This window comes from Thermoactinospora rubra (genome assembly GCF_002093975.1).
GTDB classification, from domain to species: domain Bacteria; phylum Actinomycetota; class Actinomycetes; order Streptosporangiales; family Streptosporangiaceae; genus Nonomuraea; species Nonomuraea rubra_A.
Genome location: NZ_MSZZ01000024.1, coordinates 104,566 through 120,810 on the forward strand (window position 1 = coordinate 104,566; position 16,245 = coordinate 120,810).

16 protein-coding genes are annotated in these 16,245 nt (G+C 74.6%); 5 read left to right on the forward strand and 11 right to left on the reverse strand.

What is annotated here, in order from left to right:
• Positions 1-55: 55 nt before the first annotated feature.
• The 4 genes from BSB02_RS24070 (at position 56) to BSB02_RS24085 (ending at position 4,425) form a co-directional block, all read left to right on the forward strand.
• Positions 56-781 (forward strand): hypothetical protein, encoded by a 726-nt coding sequence (locus BSB02_RS24070; RefSeq protein WP_143591067.1) that lies wholly within the window; start codon positions 56-58, stop codon positions 779-781.
• Positions 778-2,247 (forward strand): NADH-quinone oxidoreductase subunit NuoF family protein, encoded by a 1,470-nt coding sequence (locus tag BSB02_RS24075; protein WP_084962098.1) that lies wholly within the window; start codon positions 778-780, stop codon positions 2,245-2,247. The genes BSB02_RS24070 and BSB02_RS24075 overlap by 4 nt, the downstream gene beginning before the upstream one ends.
• A 96-nt stretch (positions 2,248-2,343) precedes the next feature.
• Positions 2,344-3,756, forward strand: a complete 1,413-nt coding sequence (locus BSB02_RS24080) for an FAD-binding oxidoreductase (protein WP_158088714.1) — start codon at positions 2,344-2,346, stop codon at positions 3,754-3,756.
• Between the two features lie 18 nt (positions 3,757-3,774).
• Positions 3,775-4,425 (forward strand): GNAT family N-acetyltransferase, encoded by a 651-nt coding sequence (locus BSB02_RS24085; RefSeq protein ID WP_084962102.1) that lies wholly within the window; start codon positions 3,775-3,777, stop codon positions 4,423-4,425.
• Here the strand turns inward: BSB02_RS24085 and BSB02_RS24090 are convergent.
• The 3 genes from BSB02_RS24090 to BSB02_RS24100 are packed head-to-tail and all read right to left on the reverse strand — an operon-like array spanning position 4,400 to position 8,165.
• Entirely contained in the window at positions 4,400-6,352 is a 1,953-nt protein-coding gene (locus BSB02_RS24090; RefSeq protein WP_084962104.1) for an acetoacetate--CoA ligase, read from the reverse strand. The two genes, BSB02_RS24085 and BSB02_RS24090, sit on opposite strands and share 26 nt — an antisense overlap.
• Positions 6,353-6,408: 56 nt before the next feature.
• Positions 6,409-7,260, reverse strand: coding sequence for a serine hydrolase (locus BSB02_RS24095; protein ID WP_084962106.1), 852 nt, complete (start codon positions 7,258-7,260; stop codon positions 6,409-6,411).
• Complete coding sequence (locus BSB02_RS24100) at positions 7,257-8,165, reverse strand: LysR family transcriptional regulator (RefSeq protein ID WP_084962108.1); 909 nt, start codon at positions 8,163-8,165, stop codon at positions 7,257-7,259. The genes BSB02_RS24095 and BSB02_RS24100 overlap by 4 nt, the downstream gene beginning before the upstream one ends.
• An 87-nt stretch (positions 8,166-8,252) precedes the next feature.
• Between BSB02_RS24100 and BSB02_RS24105 the strand changes: the two genes are divergently transcribed.
• Positions 8,253-9,818: a penicillin-binding transpeptidase domain-containing protein gene (locus tag BSB02_RS24105; protein ID WP_084962110.1), complete on the forward strand. Its 1,566-nt coding sequence runs from the start codon at positions 8,253-8,255 to the stop codon at positions 9,816-9,818.
• A 26-nt stretch (positions 9,819-9,844) separates the two neighbouring features.
• Here BSB02_RS24105 and BSB02_RS24110 read toward each other — a convergent pair whose 3' ends face one another.
• The 8 genes from BSB02_RS24110 to BSB02_RS24145 form a co-directional block, all read right to left on the reverse strand.
• Complete coding sequence (locus tag BSB02_RS24110; protein ID WP_240506617.1) at positions 9,845-10,567, reverse strand: HAD family hydrolase; 723 nt, start codon at positions 10,565-10,567, stop codon at positions 9,845-9,847.
• A gap of 50 nt (positions 10,568-10,617) precedes the next feature.
• Positions 10,618-11,244, reverse strand: coding sequence for an HAD family hydrolase (locus BSB02_RS24115; protein WP_084962267.1), 627 nt, complete (start codon positions 11,242-11,244; stop codon positions 10,618-10,620).
• Positions 11,245-11,273: 29 nt separating this feature from the next.
• Positions 11,274-11,714, reverse strand: coding sequence for a DUF2690 domain-containing protein (locus BSB02_RS24120; RefSeq protein WP_084962112.1), 441 nt, complete (start codon positions 11,712-11,714; stop codon positions 11,274-11,276).
• A gap of 9 nt (positions 11,715-11,723) precedes the next feature.
• A complete protein-coding gene (locus BSB02_RS24125; RefSeq protein WP_084962269.1) occupies positions 11,724-12,236 on the reverse strand; it encodes a DUF6912 family protein in 513 nt (170 codons plus the stop codon).
• Positions 12,237-12,244: 8 nt separating this feature from the next.
• Entirely contained in the window at positions 12,245-12,907 is a 663-nt protein-coding gene (locus BSB02_RS24130; RefSeq protein WP_240506618.1) for an HAD family hydrolase, read from the reverse strand.
• 22 nt (positions 12,908-12,929) lie between these two features.
• Positions 12,930-14,141, reverse strand: coding sequence for a glycoside hydrolase family 3 protein (locus tag BSB02_RS24135; protein WP_240506619.1), 1,212 nt, complete (start codon positions 14,139-14,141; stop codon positions 12,930-12,932).
• Positions 14,142-14,224: 83 nt separating this feature from the next.
• Positions 14,225-15,907, reverse strand: coding sequence for a phosphoenolpyruvate--protein phosphotransferase (ptsP, locus tag BSB02_RS24140; protein ID WP_084962113.1), 1,683 nt, complete (start codon positions 15,905-15,907; stop codon positions 14,225-14,227).
• Entirely contained in the window at positions 15,904-16,161 is a 258-nt protein-coding gene (locus tag BSB02_RS24145) for an HPr family phosphocarrier protein (RefSeq protein WP_084962115.1), read from the reverse strand. The genes ptsP and BSB02_RS24145 overlap by 4 nt, the downstream gene beginning before the upstream one ends.
• Positions 16,162-16,245: the final 84 nt, after the last annotated feature.

Sequence of the window (16,245 nt, forward strand, 5' to 3'; positions counted from 1 at the left end):
TCCTTTCCGGGTCCTTTCCGAGCCGCACCCTCACGCGAACCCAGGGAGGGATCACTTGCTTCACCGACGACAACCCCGGCACGCTCCCCTCGCGACCGGGCTCGACACCAGGAACGTCCGCATCGGCATGATCGCGTCCATCACCGCGCTGCTGCTGTCGGTCTTCGCGCTGACGCGCTCGCGGAAGGGCGCCGAGCTGCTGGCCTTCCTCGACTTCTACGTCGGCGTCTTCGCGCTCGTCACGCTGACCCTCACGGTCGCGCTGGGCCTGCTGGCCAGCGAGCGCGTGTTCCTCCCGGCGGCGGGCCGCGTCCGCGCCCAGTTCGCCCACCGCGCCGCGGCCGCCGCCGGGATGGTCTTCCTCGCCGTCCACGTCATCATGAAGCTCGGCTCGCCCGCCGGGCTCTACGTCCAGCTGGGCGTCGTGGCCGCCGCGCTGATGGCGGCCGTGGCCGTGAGCGGCCTGCTGCGCGGCAGGTTCGCGGGTACGGCACGGCCGTGGCTGTGGCGGGTGATGCACGGCGCCTCCTACCTCGCCTGGCCGCTGTCCATCCTCCACGGCCTGACCGCTGGCCGTACCCCTGCCGGATGGGTGGCCTGGTCCTACGTCGCCTGCCTGGCCGCCGTCGGCGCCGCCCTGCTGGTGCGCGCCTGGGCCGAGTTGATGCGGCCGCCGGCCGTACCGGAGAACGTCGAGGCTCCGGAGGCCGGTGCGGCCGCCGAGCCGGCGCCCGCGGCCGATCCTGTCATCGACATGGCGCGGTACCGGAGGGCCGGATGATTCCCCACAGGGTGCCGCCGGTGCTGCGGCTGGGACCTGCCAGGCTCACCGCCGGGCTGGACCACACCAGGCGGCTGGACCTGCCGGCGCACCGCACGGTCCACGGCACTCCTCCCACGCTCGACCTGGAGCAGCTGATCGCCATGGCCGACGAGGTGGACCTGCGCGGGCGCGGCGGCGCCCACTTCCCCTTCGCCCGCAAGCTGCGCGCGGTCGCCGAGGCGGCCAGGGCGCGGGAGAGCGTGGTGCTGGTCAACGCCACCGAGGGCGAGCCAGCCAGCTCCAAAGACGCCATGCTGCTCGTGCGCACGCCCCACCTCGTGATCGACGGCGCGCTGCTGGCCGCGGACGCGCTGCGCGCCCGCGAGGTGGTCATCGCCGTCCCCGAGGACAGCGTGTCGCACGCCTCGGTCACGGCCGCCGTCGAGGAGCGGCGGGCCGCGGCGGTGGCGGGCGCGGCGGAGAGCCGCCTGCGCGTCAGGGTCGTGGGGCTGCCGGAACGCTTCATCACCGGCGAGGGCGGCGCGCTGGTGCGGGGCGTCAACGGCCTGGCCGCGGTCCCACCCGGGCGCAAGCGGCGCGCCGCCGTCGAGGGCGTGGACGGGCTGCCCACGCTGCTGTCCAACGCCGAGACCTTCGCGCAGGCCGCCGTCCTGGCCGAACTGGGGCCCGCGACGTACGCCGGCGTCGGCACCGCCCGTGAGCCCGGCACGCTGCTGCTGACCGTGGGCGGCACGGCCGTGGTCGAGGCGGCCGTCGGCATGCCGCTGACGAGCGTGCTCGACCTGTGCGGGGCCGAGCTGGGCGAGGGCGTGCTCATCGGCGGCTACCACGGCGCCTGGCTCGACGCGCGGACCGCGGCCGGGGTGGAGCTGTCCCGCGAGGGCGTCGCGCTGGCCGGGGGCACGCTCGGCGCGGGCATCATCGTGCCCGTCGGCGAGTCGACGTGCCCGCTGGGCGAGCTGGCCAGGGTCACCGCGTACCTGGCCGGCCAGTCCTCCGGCCAGTGCGGCCCGTGCCGGCTGGGCCTGCCGGAGGCGGCGCGCGCCGTCTCGGGCCTGTGCTCGGGTCAGGGGTCCGTCGACGCGGTACGGCGGGCGGTGCGCGCCGTGGAGCGCCGCGGCGCGTGCTTCCACCCCGACGGCACGGCCAGGTTCGTGCTGTCGGCGCTGGAGGTGTTCGCCGACCACGTCACCACGCACCTGGAGCACGGCCCCTGCGGCCGCCCGGTGCGCGGCGTGCTGCCCCTGCCGGAGGCCGAGGCCGAGCCGTCCTACCACCTGGACATCGACTGGACGCGCTGCGAGGGGCACGGGCTGTGCGCGCACCTGCTGCCGGAGTTCGTCGACCTGGACGCCTTCGGCTACCCGTCGTTCCGGGAGATCCCCGGGTGGATGGTCAAGGACGCGCGCAGGGCGGTGGAGATGTGCCCGGCGCTGGCCCTGCGGCTGGCCGACACCGGGTGAGCCGCCGGCACGGATCCCCTTTTGCCGGGAAGTGATTTGTCGGGAAGTGACACGACTGTGACGAACCGGAGTCGCCGCCCGCCCGTCTCACCAGGTGTGGACCGACGCCAGTTCCTGCAGGCCGCCGCGGCGGTGCCGTTGCTCGCCGCGGCCCCGCCGCCGGACTGGGCGAGGCTGCGTCGCGCGCTGAAGGGCACGCTGGTGCTCCCCGGCGACAGGGCGTACGGCACGGCCCGCCGCCTGTTCAACCCGTCCTTCGACCGGGTCAGGCCGGGCGGCGTGGCCTACTGCGAGAACCCCGCCGACGTGGCCGCGTGCCTGTCCTTCGCCCGCGCCGCCGGGGTGCCGGTGCACGTCCGGTCGGGCGGCCACTCCTACGCCGGCTGGTCGACCGGTCCCGGCCTGGTCGTCGACGTGGCCCGGATGAACGACGTCGGCTACCGCGACGGGCGGGCGGTGGTGGGCGCGGGCGCCAGGCTCGTCGACGTCTACGAGCGGCTGGCCGCCCATGGCGCCAGCATCCCGGCCGGCACCTGCCCCACGGTGGGCATCGCGGGCCTGACGCTGGGCGGCGGGATCGGCGTGGTGTCCAGGAAGTACGGCCTGACGTGCGACGCGCTGGAGTCGGTGCGGATCGTCACCGCCGACGGGCGGCTGCTGACCTGCGACGCCCACCACCACGCGGGCCTGTACTGGGCGGCACGCGGCGGCGGGGGCGGCAACGTGGGCGTCGCGGTCTCCTTCACGTTCCTGACCCACCGGGCCGGCCGCGTCACCGTGTTCTTCGCCGGCTGGCCCTGGTCCAAGGCGGGGGCCGTGCTGCGCGCCTGGCAGTCCTGGGCCGTGGAGGCGCCCGACGAGCTGTGGTCCACGCTGCACCTGTCCCGCGACCGGGGTGAGCTCACCGTCGAGCTCGCGGGCGTCTACCTGGGCCGGTCCGACGCCTTGCGCCGGCTGCTCCGGCCGCTGACCTCCCGCGTGGCGCCGTCGTGGGTGTCGGCGAGGGACACCTCGCACCTGCGGGCCATGATGACCATGGCGGGCTGCTCGGGGCTCACGCCGTCCCAGTGCCACCTGCCCGGGCAGACCCGCGACGGGCGGCTGTCCCGCGCGGCGTTCGTCGCCACCTCCCACGTCGCCTACCGCCCTCTGTCCGCCGAGGGCGTCCGCGCGCTCGTCGACCAGGTCGCCCGCCGCGGCAGCCACATGGTGCTGCTCGACGCCATGGGCGGGGCGATCGCCCGGGTCCCGGCCGGCGCGACCGCCTTCCCGCACCGGCAGGCGCTGTTCAGCGTGCAGTACTACGCCTCCGGCTCGGACCGCTCCTGGATCCGCGGCGCCCGCGCCGCCATGCGGCCGCACCTGGGCGAGCACGCCTACGTCAACTACATCGACCCCGACATCGCCTCCTGGCGCGAGGCCTACTACGGCCCCAACGCCGCCCGCCTGGCCCAGGTGAAGGCCGCCTACGACCCCGGCCGGGTATTTCGGTTGCCCCAGGGTTTCTGACGCCGGGAGCATGGGGAGATGCGGCACTTCCCATTGTTTTCTCTCCGGATCACCACGCCCCGGCTGGAACTGCGCTTCCCGACCTTGGAGGACCTCGACGACCTGGCGGAGCGCGCCGCCGAAGGTGTCCACGACGAGGGGGTCATGCCATTCCTGATGCCCTGGACGGACACCACGCCGGACAAGCGGGCCCTGTCCACGATCCGGTACCACTTCGGCAAGTGGGCCGAGATCACGCCCGAGAAGTGGACCTGCCCCTTCGTGGTGATCGGCGACGGACAGGTGGCCGGTACCCAGGAGGTGTGGGCCACCGACTTCGCCGTCACTCGCGAGGTGGCCACCGGTTCCTGGCTGGGCAGGCGGTTCCAGGGCCAGGGCATCGGCACCGAGATGCGGGCGGCCGTGCTGCAGTTCGCCTTCGAGGGGCTCGGCGCGGACCACGCCGTCTCCGGCGCCTTCGAGGACAACCACGCCTCCCTGGCGGTCAGCCGCAAGCTCGGCTACCGGGACGACGGCGTCGAGCTGTACAACCGCCAGGGCAGGCGGGCCACGTCGCGGCGGCTGCGGCTGGCCAGGGAGGACTGGACGCCCAGGCCGGACATCGAGATCCACGGGCTGGAGCCCTGCCTGCCGCTGCTGGGCGTCACCCCGCCGGAGAGCGCTTCGTGAAGTAGCGCAGCACGTCGGGGTTGGCCATCGCGTCCGGGTTGGCGGCCTCCTCCACCGGGGTGCCGAGCAGGATCTTCCGCACCGGCACCTCCAGCTTCTTGCCCGACAGCGTGCGGGGGATGCCCGGCACCTCGATGATCTCGTCCGGCACGTGCCGCGGCGACAGCTCCTCGCGCAGCGCCTTGCGCAGGGCGCCGGCGAGGTCGTCGGTCAGCCGGGCGCCCTCCGCCAGCGTCACGTACAGCAGCAGCCGCCCCTCCTGGCCGAGCTGCCCGGTGTCGATCACCAGGCTGTCGGCCACCTCGGGGAAGCGCTCGACCACCCGGTAGAACTCGCTGGTGCCCATCCGCACGCCGCCGCGGTTCAGCGTCGAGTCGGACCGGCCGTAGATCACGCAGGAACCGTCCTCGTTGATCTTGATCCAGTCGCCGTGCCGCCAGACGCCCGGATAGACGTCGAAGTAGCTGTCGCGGTAGCGGGAGCCGTCGGGGTCGTTCCAGAACATCACCGGCATGGAGGGCATGGGCCTGGTGATGACCAGCTCCCCCACCTCGCCGACGACCGGCTTGCCCGCGGCGTCGAACGCCCGCACCCGCGCGCCCAGCGACCGGCACGGGATGACCCCGGCGCGCACCGGGTGGAGCGGCGTCCAGCCGACGAAGCCGGTGCACACGTCCGTGCCGCCGGAGAACGACCCCACGGGCACCCCGGGCAGCGTCTCGGCCAGCCAGGCGAACCCCTCGGGCGGCAGCGGCGAGCCGGTGGAGCCGATGCCCTTGACCCGCAGCCCCTCCGGCCGTGCGCCGCTCTTCATCGACGACAGGATGTACGGCGCGCCGACGCCGAAGTAGGTGACGCCCTCCTCGGCGGCCAGCCGCCACAGGTCGTTGGGCGCGCCGTCGTAGAGGACCGGGACGGCGCCCACCAGCAGGCCGCCGATGAGGTAGTTCCACATCATCCAGCCCGTGGTGGTGTACCAGAAGAACACATCGCCCTCGCCCAGGTCCTGGTGGAAGGTCAGGGCCTTCAGGTGCTCCAGCACGACGCCGCCGTGGCCGTGGACGATCGGCTTGGGCAGGCCGGTGGTGCCGCTGGAGTACAGGATCCACAGCGGGTGGCCGAACGGCACGCGCTCGAACTCCAGCGGGCCCTCCTCCGAGCGCAGGCCCTCCCAGCCGAGGACCTCCCCCCGCGGCATCGCCGCCGCGTGGCCGGGCTCGGGCACGGCCTGCTGCGGCGGGCGGCCCTCGTCGGCGGCCGTCAGGTAGGGGATCCAGACCGTGGCGCGCAGGGACGGCAGGGCCTCGGCGATGTCGCTGACGGCCTTGGAGCGGTCGAAGCTCTTGCCGTTGTAGCGGTAGCCGTCCACGGCGATGAGCACCTTGGGCTCGATCTGCCGGAAGCGGTCGACCACGCTGGGCACGCCGAAGTCGGGCGAGCTGGCCGACCAGATCGCGCCCAGGGACGCGGTGGCCAGGAAGGCGATGAGGGCCTGGGGGATGTTGGGCAGGTAGGCGGCCACGCGGTCGCCGCGGCGGACGCCGAGCCGTACCAGACCGGCCCTGACCCTGGCCACCTCCTCCCGCAGCTGGGCGAAGGTGAGCTCCTGACGGGCGCCGCTCTCGGAGCGGAAGACGACCGCGGTGCCCTCGGTGCGGCGGAAGACGTTCTCGGCGTAGTTGAGCGACGCGCCGGTGAACCATTCGACCGCGGGCATCGTCCCAGTGATGACGGGCCCGTCACCACGTTCGCCGATCACCCCGAAGTAGTCCCAGATGGAGGTCCAGAACCCCTCGAGGTCGTCGACGGACCACTGCCACGCCGCGTCGTAGTCGGCGAATCCGCGAGACTCGAGATAGCGAGTGATCCTGGCTCGGGAGACGACCTCCTGGGTCGGCTCCCAGAGCAGCGCACCTTCAGCAACCATAGCCCCATCCTGGCGTCGAGCCCGCCCCAAGTCATCATCGGGGCACACACATCGGGCTACCCACGCAGGTGGTCCACAGCCATACGCGCGGCGGTGCCGATGACCGCGTCGGCCCGCGGCTGGTTGACCGCGGAGGAGAACGACCTGGTGAAGACCGCGACGGCGTACCGGCCGCCGTCGGGGTACTCCACCACGCCCACCTCGTTGCGCAGCGTCGGCAGCGTGCCGGTCTTGCCCGCGACCTCGACGTCGTCGTACGGGAAGCCCGAGGCCAGGCGGTGCGGCCAGACCTGCAGCCCCAGCACCGAGCGCATCCAGGCGCACCGTTCTGGCGAGGCGGCCTGGTCCCGCCAGATGAGCGCGAGCAGGCGGGTGCATTCGCGGGGCGTGCCGCGGCTGGTGCGCGCGGGATCGAGCACGCGCAGCCGGGCCAGGTCGTCGGGGTCCACGACGGGCCATTCCCTCCCGGCGTCCTGCCGCATGCTGCGGAACAGGTCCGCGGCGCCGCCGACCAGCCGGGTGCGCTCCAGCCCGAACCGGTCCAGCATGGCGTTGACGGCGTCGAGCCCCACGCGGCGAAGCAGCGCGTCGGCGGCGGTGTTGTCGCTCACCGCGATCATCAGGTAGGCCAGGTCCCGCAGGGACAGGGTGGCCTCGTCGAGCATGGCCGACAGCCCCGTCGGGCCGAAGACGCGCTCGCCGGGGCCGACCGTGACCGGCTCGGTCCAGTCCAGCGCGCCGGCGTCGGCCTGGCGGGCGAACTCCACCAGCAGCGGCAGCTTGAACACCGACGCGAGCACCACGGGCCGGTCGGCGCCGTGCCCGACCTCGGCCCCGGTGTCGAGGTCGACGGCGTGCAGCCAGCCCTCCACCCCGGCGGCGCCGAACTCCTTCGCGAAGTCGATCATGCCAGGAGCCCCGGCCTGCGGCTGACCCGCCGTCCCGGGGCCGCGCCCTCGTCGCGCATTCCCGCCCTCTCCTTCAAGGCTCCCGCGGCCGCCGCCGCGAACCGGGTGACCAGCGGCGTGTCCGTGCGCCAGGCGACGGCGACGCGCCAGGCCAGCGGCGAGCCGAGCAGGGGCCGCCAGACCACGCCGGGCACCTGCGCCGGCCCGCCGAACGCCACCGCGGACCCGGCTACCACCAGCCCCAGGCCGAGGCCCTGGTGCACCCGGGCGGGCAGGAAGCCGCGCCTGCGGCACTCGGCCAGGGTCTCGGCGACCAGGCCGTCCTCGGGCAGCATGACGAGCTCGCGCCCGGCCAGGTCGGTCAGGTGCACCTCGCCCAGCCTGGCCAGGGGATCGCCCTCGGGCAGCAGGACGCCGGGAGTCTGCACCAGCGCCGGGCCGGACCGCAAGCCGGGCGCGGCGACCGGCTGCCGCAGCAGGCCCGCGTCGAGCGTCCCCTCGGCGAGGGCGGCGACCTGGTCGGCCGTCCACAGCTCGACCGGCGCGAGCCGTACGTCGGGATCGCTCTCGCGGAAGGCGGCCACCAGCGCGGCCACGACGGTGGCGGCCAGGTCGGGCGGGACGCCCACGCGCAGCACGGTCCCCTGGCCTTGCCTGGCCAGCTCGTGCAGGCGGTCGACGCGGGCGACGATCTCGCGGGCCTCGGCGAGCAGCAGCCGTCCGGTCTCGGTGAGGCGCACCTGGCGGGCCGAGCGGTCGAACAGGCGCGTGCCGAGCTCCTCCTCCAGGCGCTTGATCCGCTGGCTGAGCGGCGGCTGGGCCATGCCCAGGCGGATCGCGGCGTTACCGAAGTGGAGTTCCTCGGCCACGACCACGAAGTAGCGGAGGTGCCGCACGAGGTCCACGACCTCGTATTATATCGCTTTTCATATTGGTCCTTCCTCGATATCGGTATTGGACAGCACGGGCGGGCGTCTGGTGGGCTCAAGGCCATGACGATCGACCAGCTGTCCCAGCTCAGGAGCCATCGGCCGGTACGGCGGCGCTGGCCCCTCGTCGTCGCGGCCGTCCTGGTCCCGGCCCTGGTCGCCGCGGCGGTGATCTGGGTGACGCGCACGCGGGGCTCGGCGGCGCAGACCGCGCGGGACTATCTGGCGGCCTGGCAGCGGCGCGACTACCCGGCCATGCGCCGGCTCGTCGCCGACCCGCCGGCCGACTTCGAGCGGTGGCACAGGAACGTGGAGGCCGGGCTCAAGCTGACGCGCGTGGCCGCCGAGCTGCGCGAGACCGGCGAGGGCCGGGCGCGGTTCCACGCCACGCTCAGCGGGCGGGGCCCCGACCTGGCCTACGACGGGCGGCTCCGGCTGGTGGAGCGGGACCGCGAGTGGAAGGTCGCCTGGAGCCCGGCGGCCATCCACCCGGAGCTGGCGCCGGGACGCCGGCTCACCCTGGTCACCGCCCGGGAGGAGGCCGTGCCGGTGCTGGCCGCCGACGGCACGCGGATCGACACGCCCGGCACCCCGGGCTCCATCCAGCAGATCGTCGCCTCGCTCAAAGCGCGGCACGGGGACCGCCTGACCGTGCCCGGCGTCTCGCGGATCGTCCTGTCCGAGGGCGACAGGGCCGTCAGGACCCTCGCCGAGCGGGCCGCCGCCCGGCGCGAGCCGTTCAGGACCACGTTGGACCTGCGCCACCACCGCGCGGGCGCGGCGGCGCTGGAACGCACCCGCAAGCCCGCCGCGCTGGTGGCGATGCGCGCCTCGACCGGCGAGGTGCTGGCCGTGGTCAACAACCGCGGCGGGTTCGACCGGGCGCTCATGGGCAAGTACCCGCCCGGCTCCACCTTCAAGGTCGTCACCGCCTCGGCGCTCGTGGCCGCCGGGATGCGCCCCGGGCAGATCGTCCGGTGCCCGGCCGAGCAGAACATCGGCGGCTTCACGTTCCACAACGCGCATTTCCACGACTTCGGCAGCCTGCCGTTCCGCGATGCCTTCGCGCACTCGTGCAACACCACCTTCGGCGCGCAGGCCGTCGCCAGGCTGGGCGCGCGGCGGCTGGCCAAGGTCGCGGGCGACTTCGGCTTCGGCGTGCCGATCGACCCGGGCGTGCCCGCCGTACGCGCCGACTTCCCCGCGCCCAAGGACGACACCGACCTGGCCTCGGCGTCGATCGGCCAGGGGCGGGTGCTGGCCAGCCCGCTCAACATGGCGGGCGTCGCCGCGGCGATCGCGGGCGGCGTGTGGCGCTCGCCCCGGCTGGTGCCCGCCGGCCTGGTGCCCACGCAGGAGCGCGCGCTGGAGCCCGCCGTGGTCGAGGCGCTGCGCGAGCTGATGCCCGCCGTCGTCAGCGAGGGGACGGCGCACGCCGTACGGTTCCCGCCCGGCACGGCCGGCAAGACGGGGACGGCGGAGTACGGCTCGGGCGAGGAGCCCCCGACGCACTCGTGGTTCATCGGCTACCGCGGCGACCTGGCGTTCGCGGTCGTGGTGGAGGGCGGCGGCGAGGGTGCCGCGGTCGCCGCGCCCATCGCCGCCGGCTTCCTCGCCCGCCTCTCGTGACGCCCCTCCTCGCCGGGGCGCGGGCGTCAGCCGGCCTTGCGGTCGACGGGAGAGGTGAGGGCGGCCACGGCCGCGACGACCTCCGAGGTGTTGGACAGGTCGGCCAGGACGATGTCCGCGCCCGCCTCGCGCAGCTCGGCGGCGGTCGAGCGGCCGGTCGCGACGCCGATCACGGCGGCGCCGCCGATCCTGGCCGCCTGGACGTCGCGGGTGGAGTCGCCGACGACCACCGTGTTGGCCGCCGTGAACGGCACGCCGTGGCGCCGCCCGGCCCGGCTCTGCGCCACCTGCAGCAGCGTGGCCTTGGGGTACACCTCCTCGCCGTAGCCGCCGAGCTCGAAGTCGACGTGCTCGTGCAGCCCGAAGGCGCGCAGCTTGTGCACCGCATTGCTCTTGATCGTGCCGGTCAGCACCGACTGGACGACCCCCTCCAGCCGGGCCACGGCCGCCAGCGCCTCCTTCGCGCCGGGCAGGACGCGGCCCGTCGCGGCCAGCCGGTCACGCCGGTTCGCGAAGGCCACGGCGAGCGCCGACAGGAAGCGCGGCAGGTGGTCGTCCTCGGCCCGCACCCCGTTGAGCGCGAGCGTCTCGAACACGATCTCCGAGTCGGGGCGGCCCATCGCGGGCGCCAGCTTGACCAGCGGACGCCCGGTGACGACGCGGAACGCCTCGGCGTAGGCCTCCCGGGTGACGATGGCGACGTCGACCAGCGTCAGGTCGACGTTCCACAGGACAAGGCGGCGGTTCACCCGCACAAGCGTACGGCCGGCGCCGCCCCTACGCCCGCCCGCCGGGCGATTCAGGCATAGTTGAGCGCCTCGGCGAGCGTGTCGACGACCGGGAAGCCGGTCCGCTCCAGGGCGGCCCTGGTCGTCATGCCGCCGGTGTAGAGGACCGCCCTCGCGCCGACGTGCCGCGCCGCGACGCCGTCGTCCACGCTGTCGCCGATGACGAGCACCTGCTCGGGCCGGACCGGCATGGCGGCGATGTGGGCCGCCAGGTGCTCCGACTTCCCGCCGCCCGTCGGGCCGCGCAGCCCGTCGACCCTCAGCAGGTGACGGTGCAGGCCGAAGGACTCCACCAGCGGCGCCACGTGGTCGTGCGGCGCCATCGAGCACAGCGACTGCGTGCCGGTCCATTCCTCGATCAGCGCCCGCGCCCCCTCGGCCAGCCCGCAGGCCGCCATGAGCCGGTAGTAGCCGGTGTGGAAGGCCTCGTCGAGACGCTCCCACTCGCCTTCGTCGAGCGCCCGGCCCAGCAGGCGCTCGTAGGTCAGCCAGACCGGCCGGGTGTAGACCGCGCGGAAGCCCTCGGCGTCGAGCGGGGGCAGGCCGTAGGGGGCGAACACCTCGTTGGTGGCCCCCACGATGGCCTCGATGTCGTGGAAGAGCGTGCCGTTCCAGTCCCAGACGATGTGCTTGGTCATGGCGTTCACAGGGTAGACCGGCCCGTGCTTCAGCGGCAGGCCCTGCCGGTGATGCCGGAGGCGTGGTTGACGCGGCCGATCCCGTCGCGGACGGTGGCCTTGGCCCAGGCGCAGATCCGCTTCGCGTGGACCATGTCGCCCCAGTGGTGGCCGCCGTTGCCGGCCTTGAAGGTGAAGGAGACGCTCTTGCCCTTCCTGGACACCGTGATCGTGCCGGTGGCGCGCTTGGAGACCCAGACCTCGCCCCAGTTCGTGCCGCAGGAGGTGGAGTAGTAGAGCTTGAGCACGCCCAGGGGCTCGCCCAGCTCGTTGCGCAGCGTCGCGCTCTTGCCGGTGTAGAGCTTGGAGTCGGCGCAGCCGGTGCGGTAGGGGTCCTTGCCGTCGAGGGAGTGGGCGGCGGCGGGGGCGGCGGGCAGCAGGAGCAGCGAGGCGGCGCCGGCCACGGCGGCGAGGGCGGGTCCGATCTTCATCGGGCGATCTTAACCCTCGGCGAGGATGTCGGGGATCTCCTGGGTGGCGTACCACATCAGCTCGTGGGCCTCGGCGCCGTCGACCGTGAAGCGGGCGTCCTCGTCGCCCCCGTCGGCCCGCGGCAGGGCGGCGACCGCCTGCTCGACGTCGGGGCCGGCCAGCTGGTCGTCGACGTGCACGGCGGCCACCTTGGCCATCGGGACCGCGGCGAGCAGCCGTACCCTCGCCCGGTCCTCCAGGTTGGGGCTGAGCTGCAGGGCGTCGTCGGGCACGTCGGCGGCGACCACGACGCGGCGGGCGGGCGCGGGCACGCCGTCGGCGCGGTCGGCGGCCAGCATGCGCAGCGAGGCGCGGGCGGCCTCGGTGAGCGCGACGTACTCCAGCTCCTCGGTGTCGCCCGAGGCGTACCACTCGACCAGGGCGGGCGTCACCGCGTAGCCGGTCAGGGGGGCGGGGCCGAGCTCGCCGGCCTCGACCGCGCGGGCCAGGGCCGGGATCGTGCACGGCAGGTAGACACGCATGGCGTCCATCATGCCCGGCGCAGCGGGCGCTGGAGCAGCGACTCAAGCTCGGCGATGGTCGTGTCGGCGTCGCGGTGGTGGATGCCCCTGATGCCCAGCTCGGCGGCGGCCCGGATGTTGGGCTCGATGTCGTCGATGAAGACGCACTCCTCGGCGGCCAGGCCGAGCAGGTCGAGCGCGTGGCGGAAGATCTCCGGCTCGGGCTTGCGCATGCCGACCTCGCCCGAGATCACCACGGCGTCGAACAGCTCGTCCCAGTCCTCGCGGGGGTAGGCGTTGCCCCAGGAGTTGGACACCAGGCAGGTCTTAATCCCGTGCCGCCGCAGCTCCCGCAGCACCTCGTGCATGGCGTCGTCCCTGGCGAAGCCCGCGAACATCCGCGCCAGCAGCCCCTCGGCCTCCGGCGCCACCCCGTCGAGGGTCAGCAGCCTGGCCGCGAGGTCGCGCTCGAAGGCCACGACGTCCATCTCGCCCCGCTCCAGCGCGTGGATGGCGCTGCGGGCGGCGCTCGTGCCGTACGCCTCCTCCACCAGCTCCCGCATGACCTGCCGGTAGTGGGCGTCGTCGATGCGGTCCGCCTCGATCCAGTGGGCGATCGCCTCGCGCATCGGGAGCGTCAGCACGCCGCCCCAGTCGATCAGGACTCCCTTGATCATGGACCCCTTGAGCATGGTCACAGCCTAGGGCCCGCGCTCACCGGCTCTCGCGCTGGATGTGCGCGGCCAGCTCGCGGTGCTCGGCCGAGCGGACCGTCTTGGTCGCCTCGGCGGCCGAGGCGACCGGGGCGCGGTGCAGGATGCCGTGGGTACGGCGCAGCTCCAGCAGCCGCGTGACGGACTGGTCGAGCCGCTCGCGGGAGATCCGGCCCGACTTGACCGCCGCCAGCACGGCCCTGTACGCCTTGCCGAGGTCGGGCGGCATGAGCAGCAGGTCGGCGCCCGCCAGGACGGCCCGGACGGCCACCTCGCCGTCGCCGTACTTCGTCCTGACGCCCTTCATGTTGAGGGCGTCGGTCGAGATCACCCCGGTGAAGCCCAGCTTCTCCCGCAGCAGGCCGGTGAGGATGGGCTTGGACAGCGTCGCCGGGTCGCCCGAGGGGTCCAGGGCGGGCATGACGATGTGGGCGCTCATGACGGCGTCCACGCCGGCCTCGACGGCCGCCTTGAAGGGCGGCGCGTCCAGCTTCTCCCACTGGGCGCGGCTGTGCCGGATGACCGGCAGGCCGGTGTGGCTGTCGACCGTGGTGTCCCCGTGCCCGGGGAAGTGCTTGGCGGTGCTGGCCACGCCGGCGTCCCGGAAGCCCTTGACGGCGGCGGCGACCATCGTGGCCACCTTGCCGGGGTCGTTCCCGTAGGCCCGCTTGCCGATGACCGGGTTGCGCGGGTTGACGTTGACGTCGGCCACGGGGGCGAAGTCGAGGTTGACGCCCAGGGCCCGCAGCTCCTCGCCGGTGGCCTTGGCGGCGGCGCGCGACAGGGACGGGTCGCCGGTGGCGCCGATCACCGAGGCGCCCGGCAGTTTGGTCATCACCGCGCCCATCCGCGAGACCAGCCCGTTCTCCTGGTCGGTGCCGATCAGCAGCGGGACCTTCCCGGCGGCCTTCTGCAGGCCGTTGGTGAGCGACACCACCTGGGGGACGCTCTTGACGTGCTCGGGGAACAGGATGACCCCGCCCAGGCGGTACTTCCTGACCAGCCGGGCGTCGGCGGTGGCGGGCATGAACAGCAGGCCGACCTTCTCCTCCAGGCTCAGCCCGGCCAGCACCTGGGCCACCTCGTCGCGGGAGGGCTGGGCGGAGGGCGACTGGCTCGCCCGCGCCAGGGGGGCGGTGGCGGGCGACGCCGGGACGGGCGCCGCTCCGGCGCATCCCGCCACAATGATCGCGAATGCCAGCGAACCTGCCACGCGAAGAACCATGCGTTCCAAACTATCCGCGCCGGGCGGGTGCCCGGATCGCCGAGCCATCCGCGCCGGGCGGGTCGCGCGGGTCACAGCCCGAGATCGGCCAGCCCGGGCAGCTCCCGGCGGGCCGCCTGCCTGGCCCGCGCCGCCGTGGCCGCCGCCCGTGCCGCCCGCGCCGCCGTACGGCACTGCTCCAGGGTGTGCGCGGCCAGGGCGGCCCGTACGGCGGGCAGCGCGGCGGGGGCGGCCGAGAGCGAGGCCGCGCCCAGGCCGGCCAGCACGCACGCCATCGCCGGGTCGGCCGCGGCCTCGCCGCACACCCCGCACGGCCGGTCGTGCCCGGTCATGGCCAGCGCGACGAGGTCGAGCAGCGCGGGCTGCCAGTGGTCGTGCAGCGCGCGCAGCGCCGCCACCTGCCGGTCGGCCGCGAAGGCGTACTGGGCCAGGTCGTTGGTGCCGACCGAGAAGAAGTCGGCGGCCGGGGCCAGGTCGGCGGCGCGCAGCGCGGCGGCCGGGATCTCGATCATCACGCCCGCCGAGGACAGCCCGGCGGTACGGCAGGCCGCCGCGAACCACTCGGCCTCCTCCACGGTGGCCACCATCGGCGCCATGACCTGGAGCCGGGCGTTCGTCCCCGCGGCGGCGGCCGCGAGCGCCCGCAGCTGGGCGGCCAGTACGGCCGGATGCCGGCCGGACAGCCGCACGCCCCGCTGCCCCAGCGCCGGGTTCGGCTCGCGCCCGGGCGGCAGGAAGGCCAGCGCCTTGTCGGCGCCCGCGTCGAGCGTGCGCACGACGACCGGGCGGCCGGGGAAGGCCCGCAGCACCTCCCGGTAGGCCTTCTCCTGCTCCTGCTCGCTGGGCGCGGCGCGCCGGTCGAGGTAGAGGAACTCCGTCCGGTACAGCCCGACGCCCTCGGCCCCGGCGGCCAGCGCGGCCTCCACGTCGCCGGGCCCGCCGACGTTGGCCAGCAGCGGCACCGGATGCCCGTCCAGCGTCCGGCCGGGACCGGCGGCCACGAGGGCGGTCCCGCGCTTCCGCGCCCGGGCCGTCACGCGCGCCACCGTGCCGTCGTCCGGCTCCACCACCACCTCCCCGGAGGACCCGTCGACCAGGACCCTCGCCCCGGCGGGGATCGCGGCGGCGCCCTCCAGGGCCACGACCGCCGGGACGCCCATCGCCCTGGCCAGGATCGCGGTGTGGCTGGTCGGCCCGCCCTCCTCGGTCACGAACCCGGCCACGGCCTCCCTCGTCAGCAGCGCCGTGTCGGCGGGCGCCAGATCCCGGGCCACCAGCACGTACGGCTCGGCCGCCCCGACCGGCAGGACGGGCAGGGCGTGACCGGTCAGGAAGGCGACCACCCGGTCCCTCACGTCCTCCAGGTCCGCGGCCCGCTCCCCGAGGTAGCCGCCCGCCGCCCGCAGCAGGTCGCGGTACTTGCCGAACGCCTCGAAGACCGCCCTCGCCGCGACCGTGCCGGCGTCGATCAGCGCGGCGACGTCCGCGGCCAGTACCGGGTCCCTGGCCATCATGGCCTGGGCCGCCAGCACCTGCCCGGCCTCGCCCCCGGCGCGCTCGCCGCGGGCCTCCAGGTCGGCGGCCACCGCCTCCAGCGCCCGCGCGGCCCGCTCCCGTTCCGTACCGGCCTCGCCCGCGTGGCGCTGCCCGGCGGGCGGCTCGGGCACGTCCCCGCCGAACAGGTACGCCGGGCCGTACCCGACCCCCGGGCTGACGCCGAGGCCGGTGAGGCGCCCGGCGGCGCCGCCGCTCATGGCGCCGACGCGATGGCGGCCAGCTCGTCCACGAGTTCCTCCGCCCCCTCGCCCTCGGCCCGGATCACGATCTCCTCGCCCTGGCGCACGTCCAGCGCCATCACCGCCAGGATGCTCTTGGCGTTGACCGGGTCGCCCTTGGTCTTGGCCACCGTCACGTCGATCGGCGCCTTGGCCGCGGCCTGCACGAAGGTCGCCGCGGGACGGGCGTGCAGGCCCACCTTCGCCATGACGGTCACCTTGCGCTCAGCCATCGTCGGGCTCCTCCACCTACGTCACACGGATTCCAGAAGGCGCGGCCGCCTCCAGCCACGCCCACGCACCTCATACCCCCGGCC

Excerpts from the sequence above, each read along its gene's own strand:
- ptsP (WP_084962113.1), bottom strand. The coding sequence starts at position 15,907 with ATGAGCGGCGGCGCCGCCGGGCGCCTCACCGGCCTCGGCGTCAGCCCG.
- BSB02_RS24125 (WP_084962269.1), bottom strand. The coding sequence starts at position 12,236 with ATGCGTGTCTACCTGCCGTGCACGATCCCGGCCCTGGCCCGCGCGGTC.
- BSB02_RS24115 (WP_084962267.1), bottom strand. The coding sequence starts at position 11,244 with ATGACCAAGCACATCGTCTGGGACTGGAACGGCACGCTCTTCCACGAC.
- BSB02_RS24145 (WP_084962115.1), bottom strand. The coding sequence starts at position 16,161 with ATGGCTGAGCGCAAGGTGACCGTCATGGCGAAGGTGGGCCTGCACGCC.
- BSB02_RS24090 (WP_084962104.1), bottom strand. The coding sequence starts at position 6,352 with ATGGTTGCTGAAGGTGCGCTGCTCTGGGAGCCGACCCAGGAGGTCGTC.
- BSB02_RS24095 (WP_084962106.1), bottom strand. The coding sequence starts at position 7,260 with ATGATCGACTTCGCGAAGGAGTTCGGCGCCGCCGGGGTGGAGGGCTGG.
- BSB02_RS24105 (WP_084962110.1), top strand. The coding sequence starts at position 8,253 with ATGACGATCGACCAGCTGTCCCAGCTCAGGAGCCATCGGCCGGTACGG.
- BSB02_RS24130 (WP_240506618.1), bottom strand. The coding sequence starts at position 12,907 with ATGCTCAAGGGGTCCATGATCAAGGGAGTCCTGATCGACTGGGGCGGC.
- BSB02_RS24085 (WP_084962102.1), top strand. The coding sequence starts at position 3,775 with ATGCGGCACTTCCCATTGTTTTCTCTCCGGATCACCACGCCCCGGCTG.
- BSB02_RS24120 (WP_084962112.1), bottom strand. The coding sequence starts at position 11,714 with ATGAAGATCGGACCCGCCCTCGCCGCCGTGGCCGGCGCCGCCTCGCTG.
- BSB02_RS24075 (WP_084962098.1), top strand. The coding sequence starts at position 778 with ATGATTCCCCACAGGGTGCCGCCGGTGCTGCGGCTGGGACCTGCCAGG.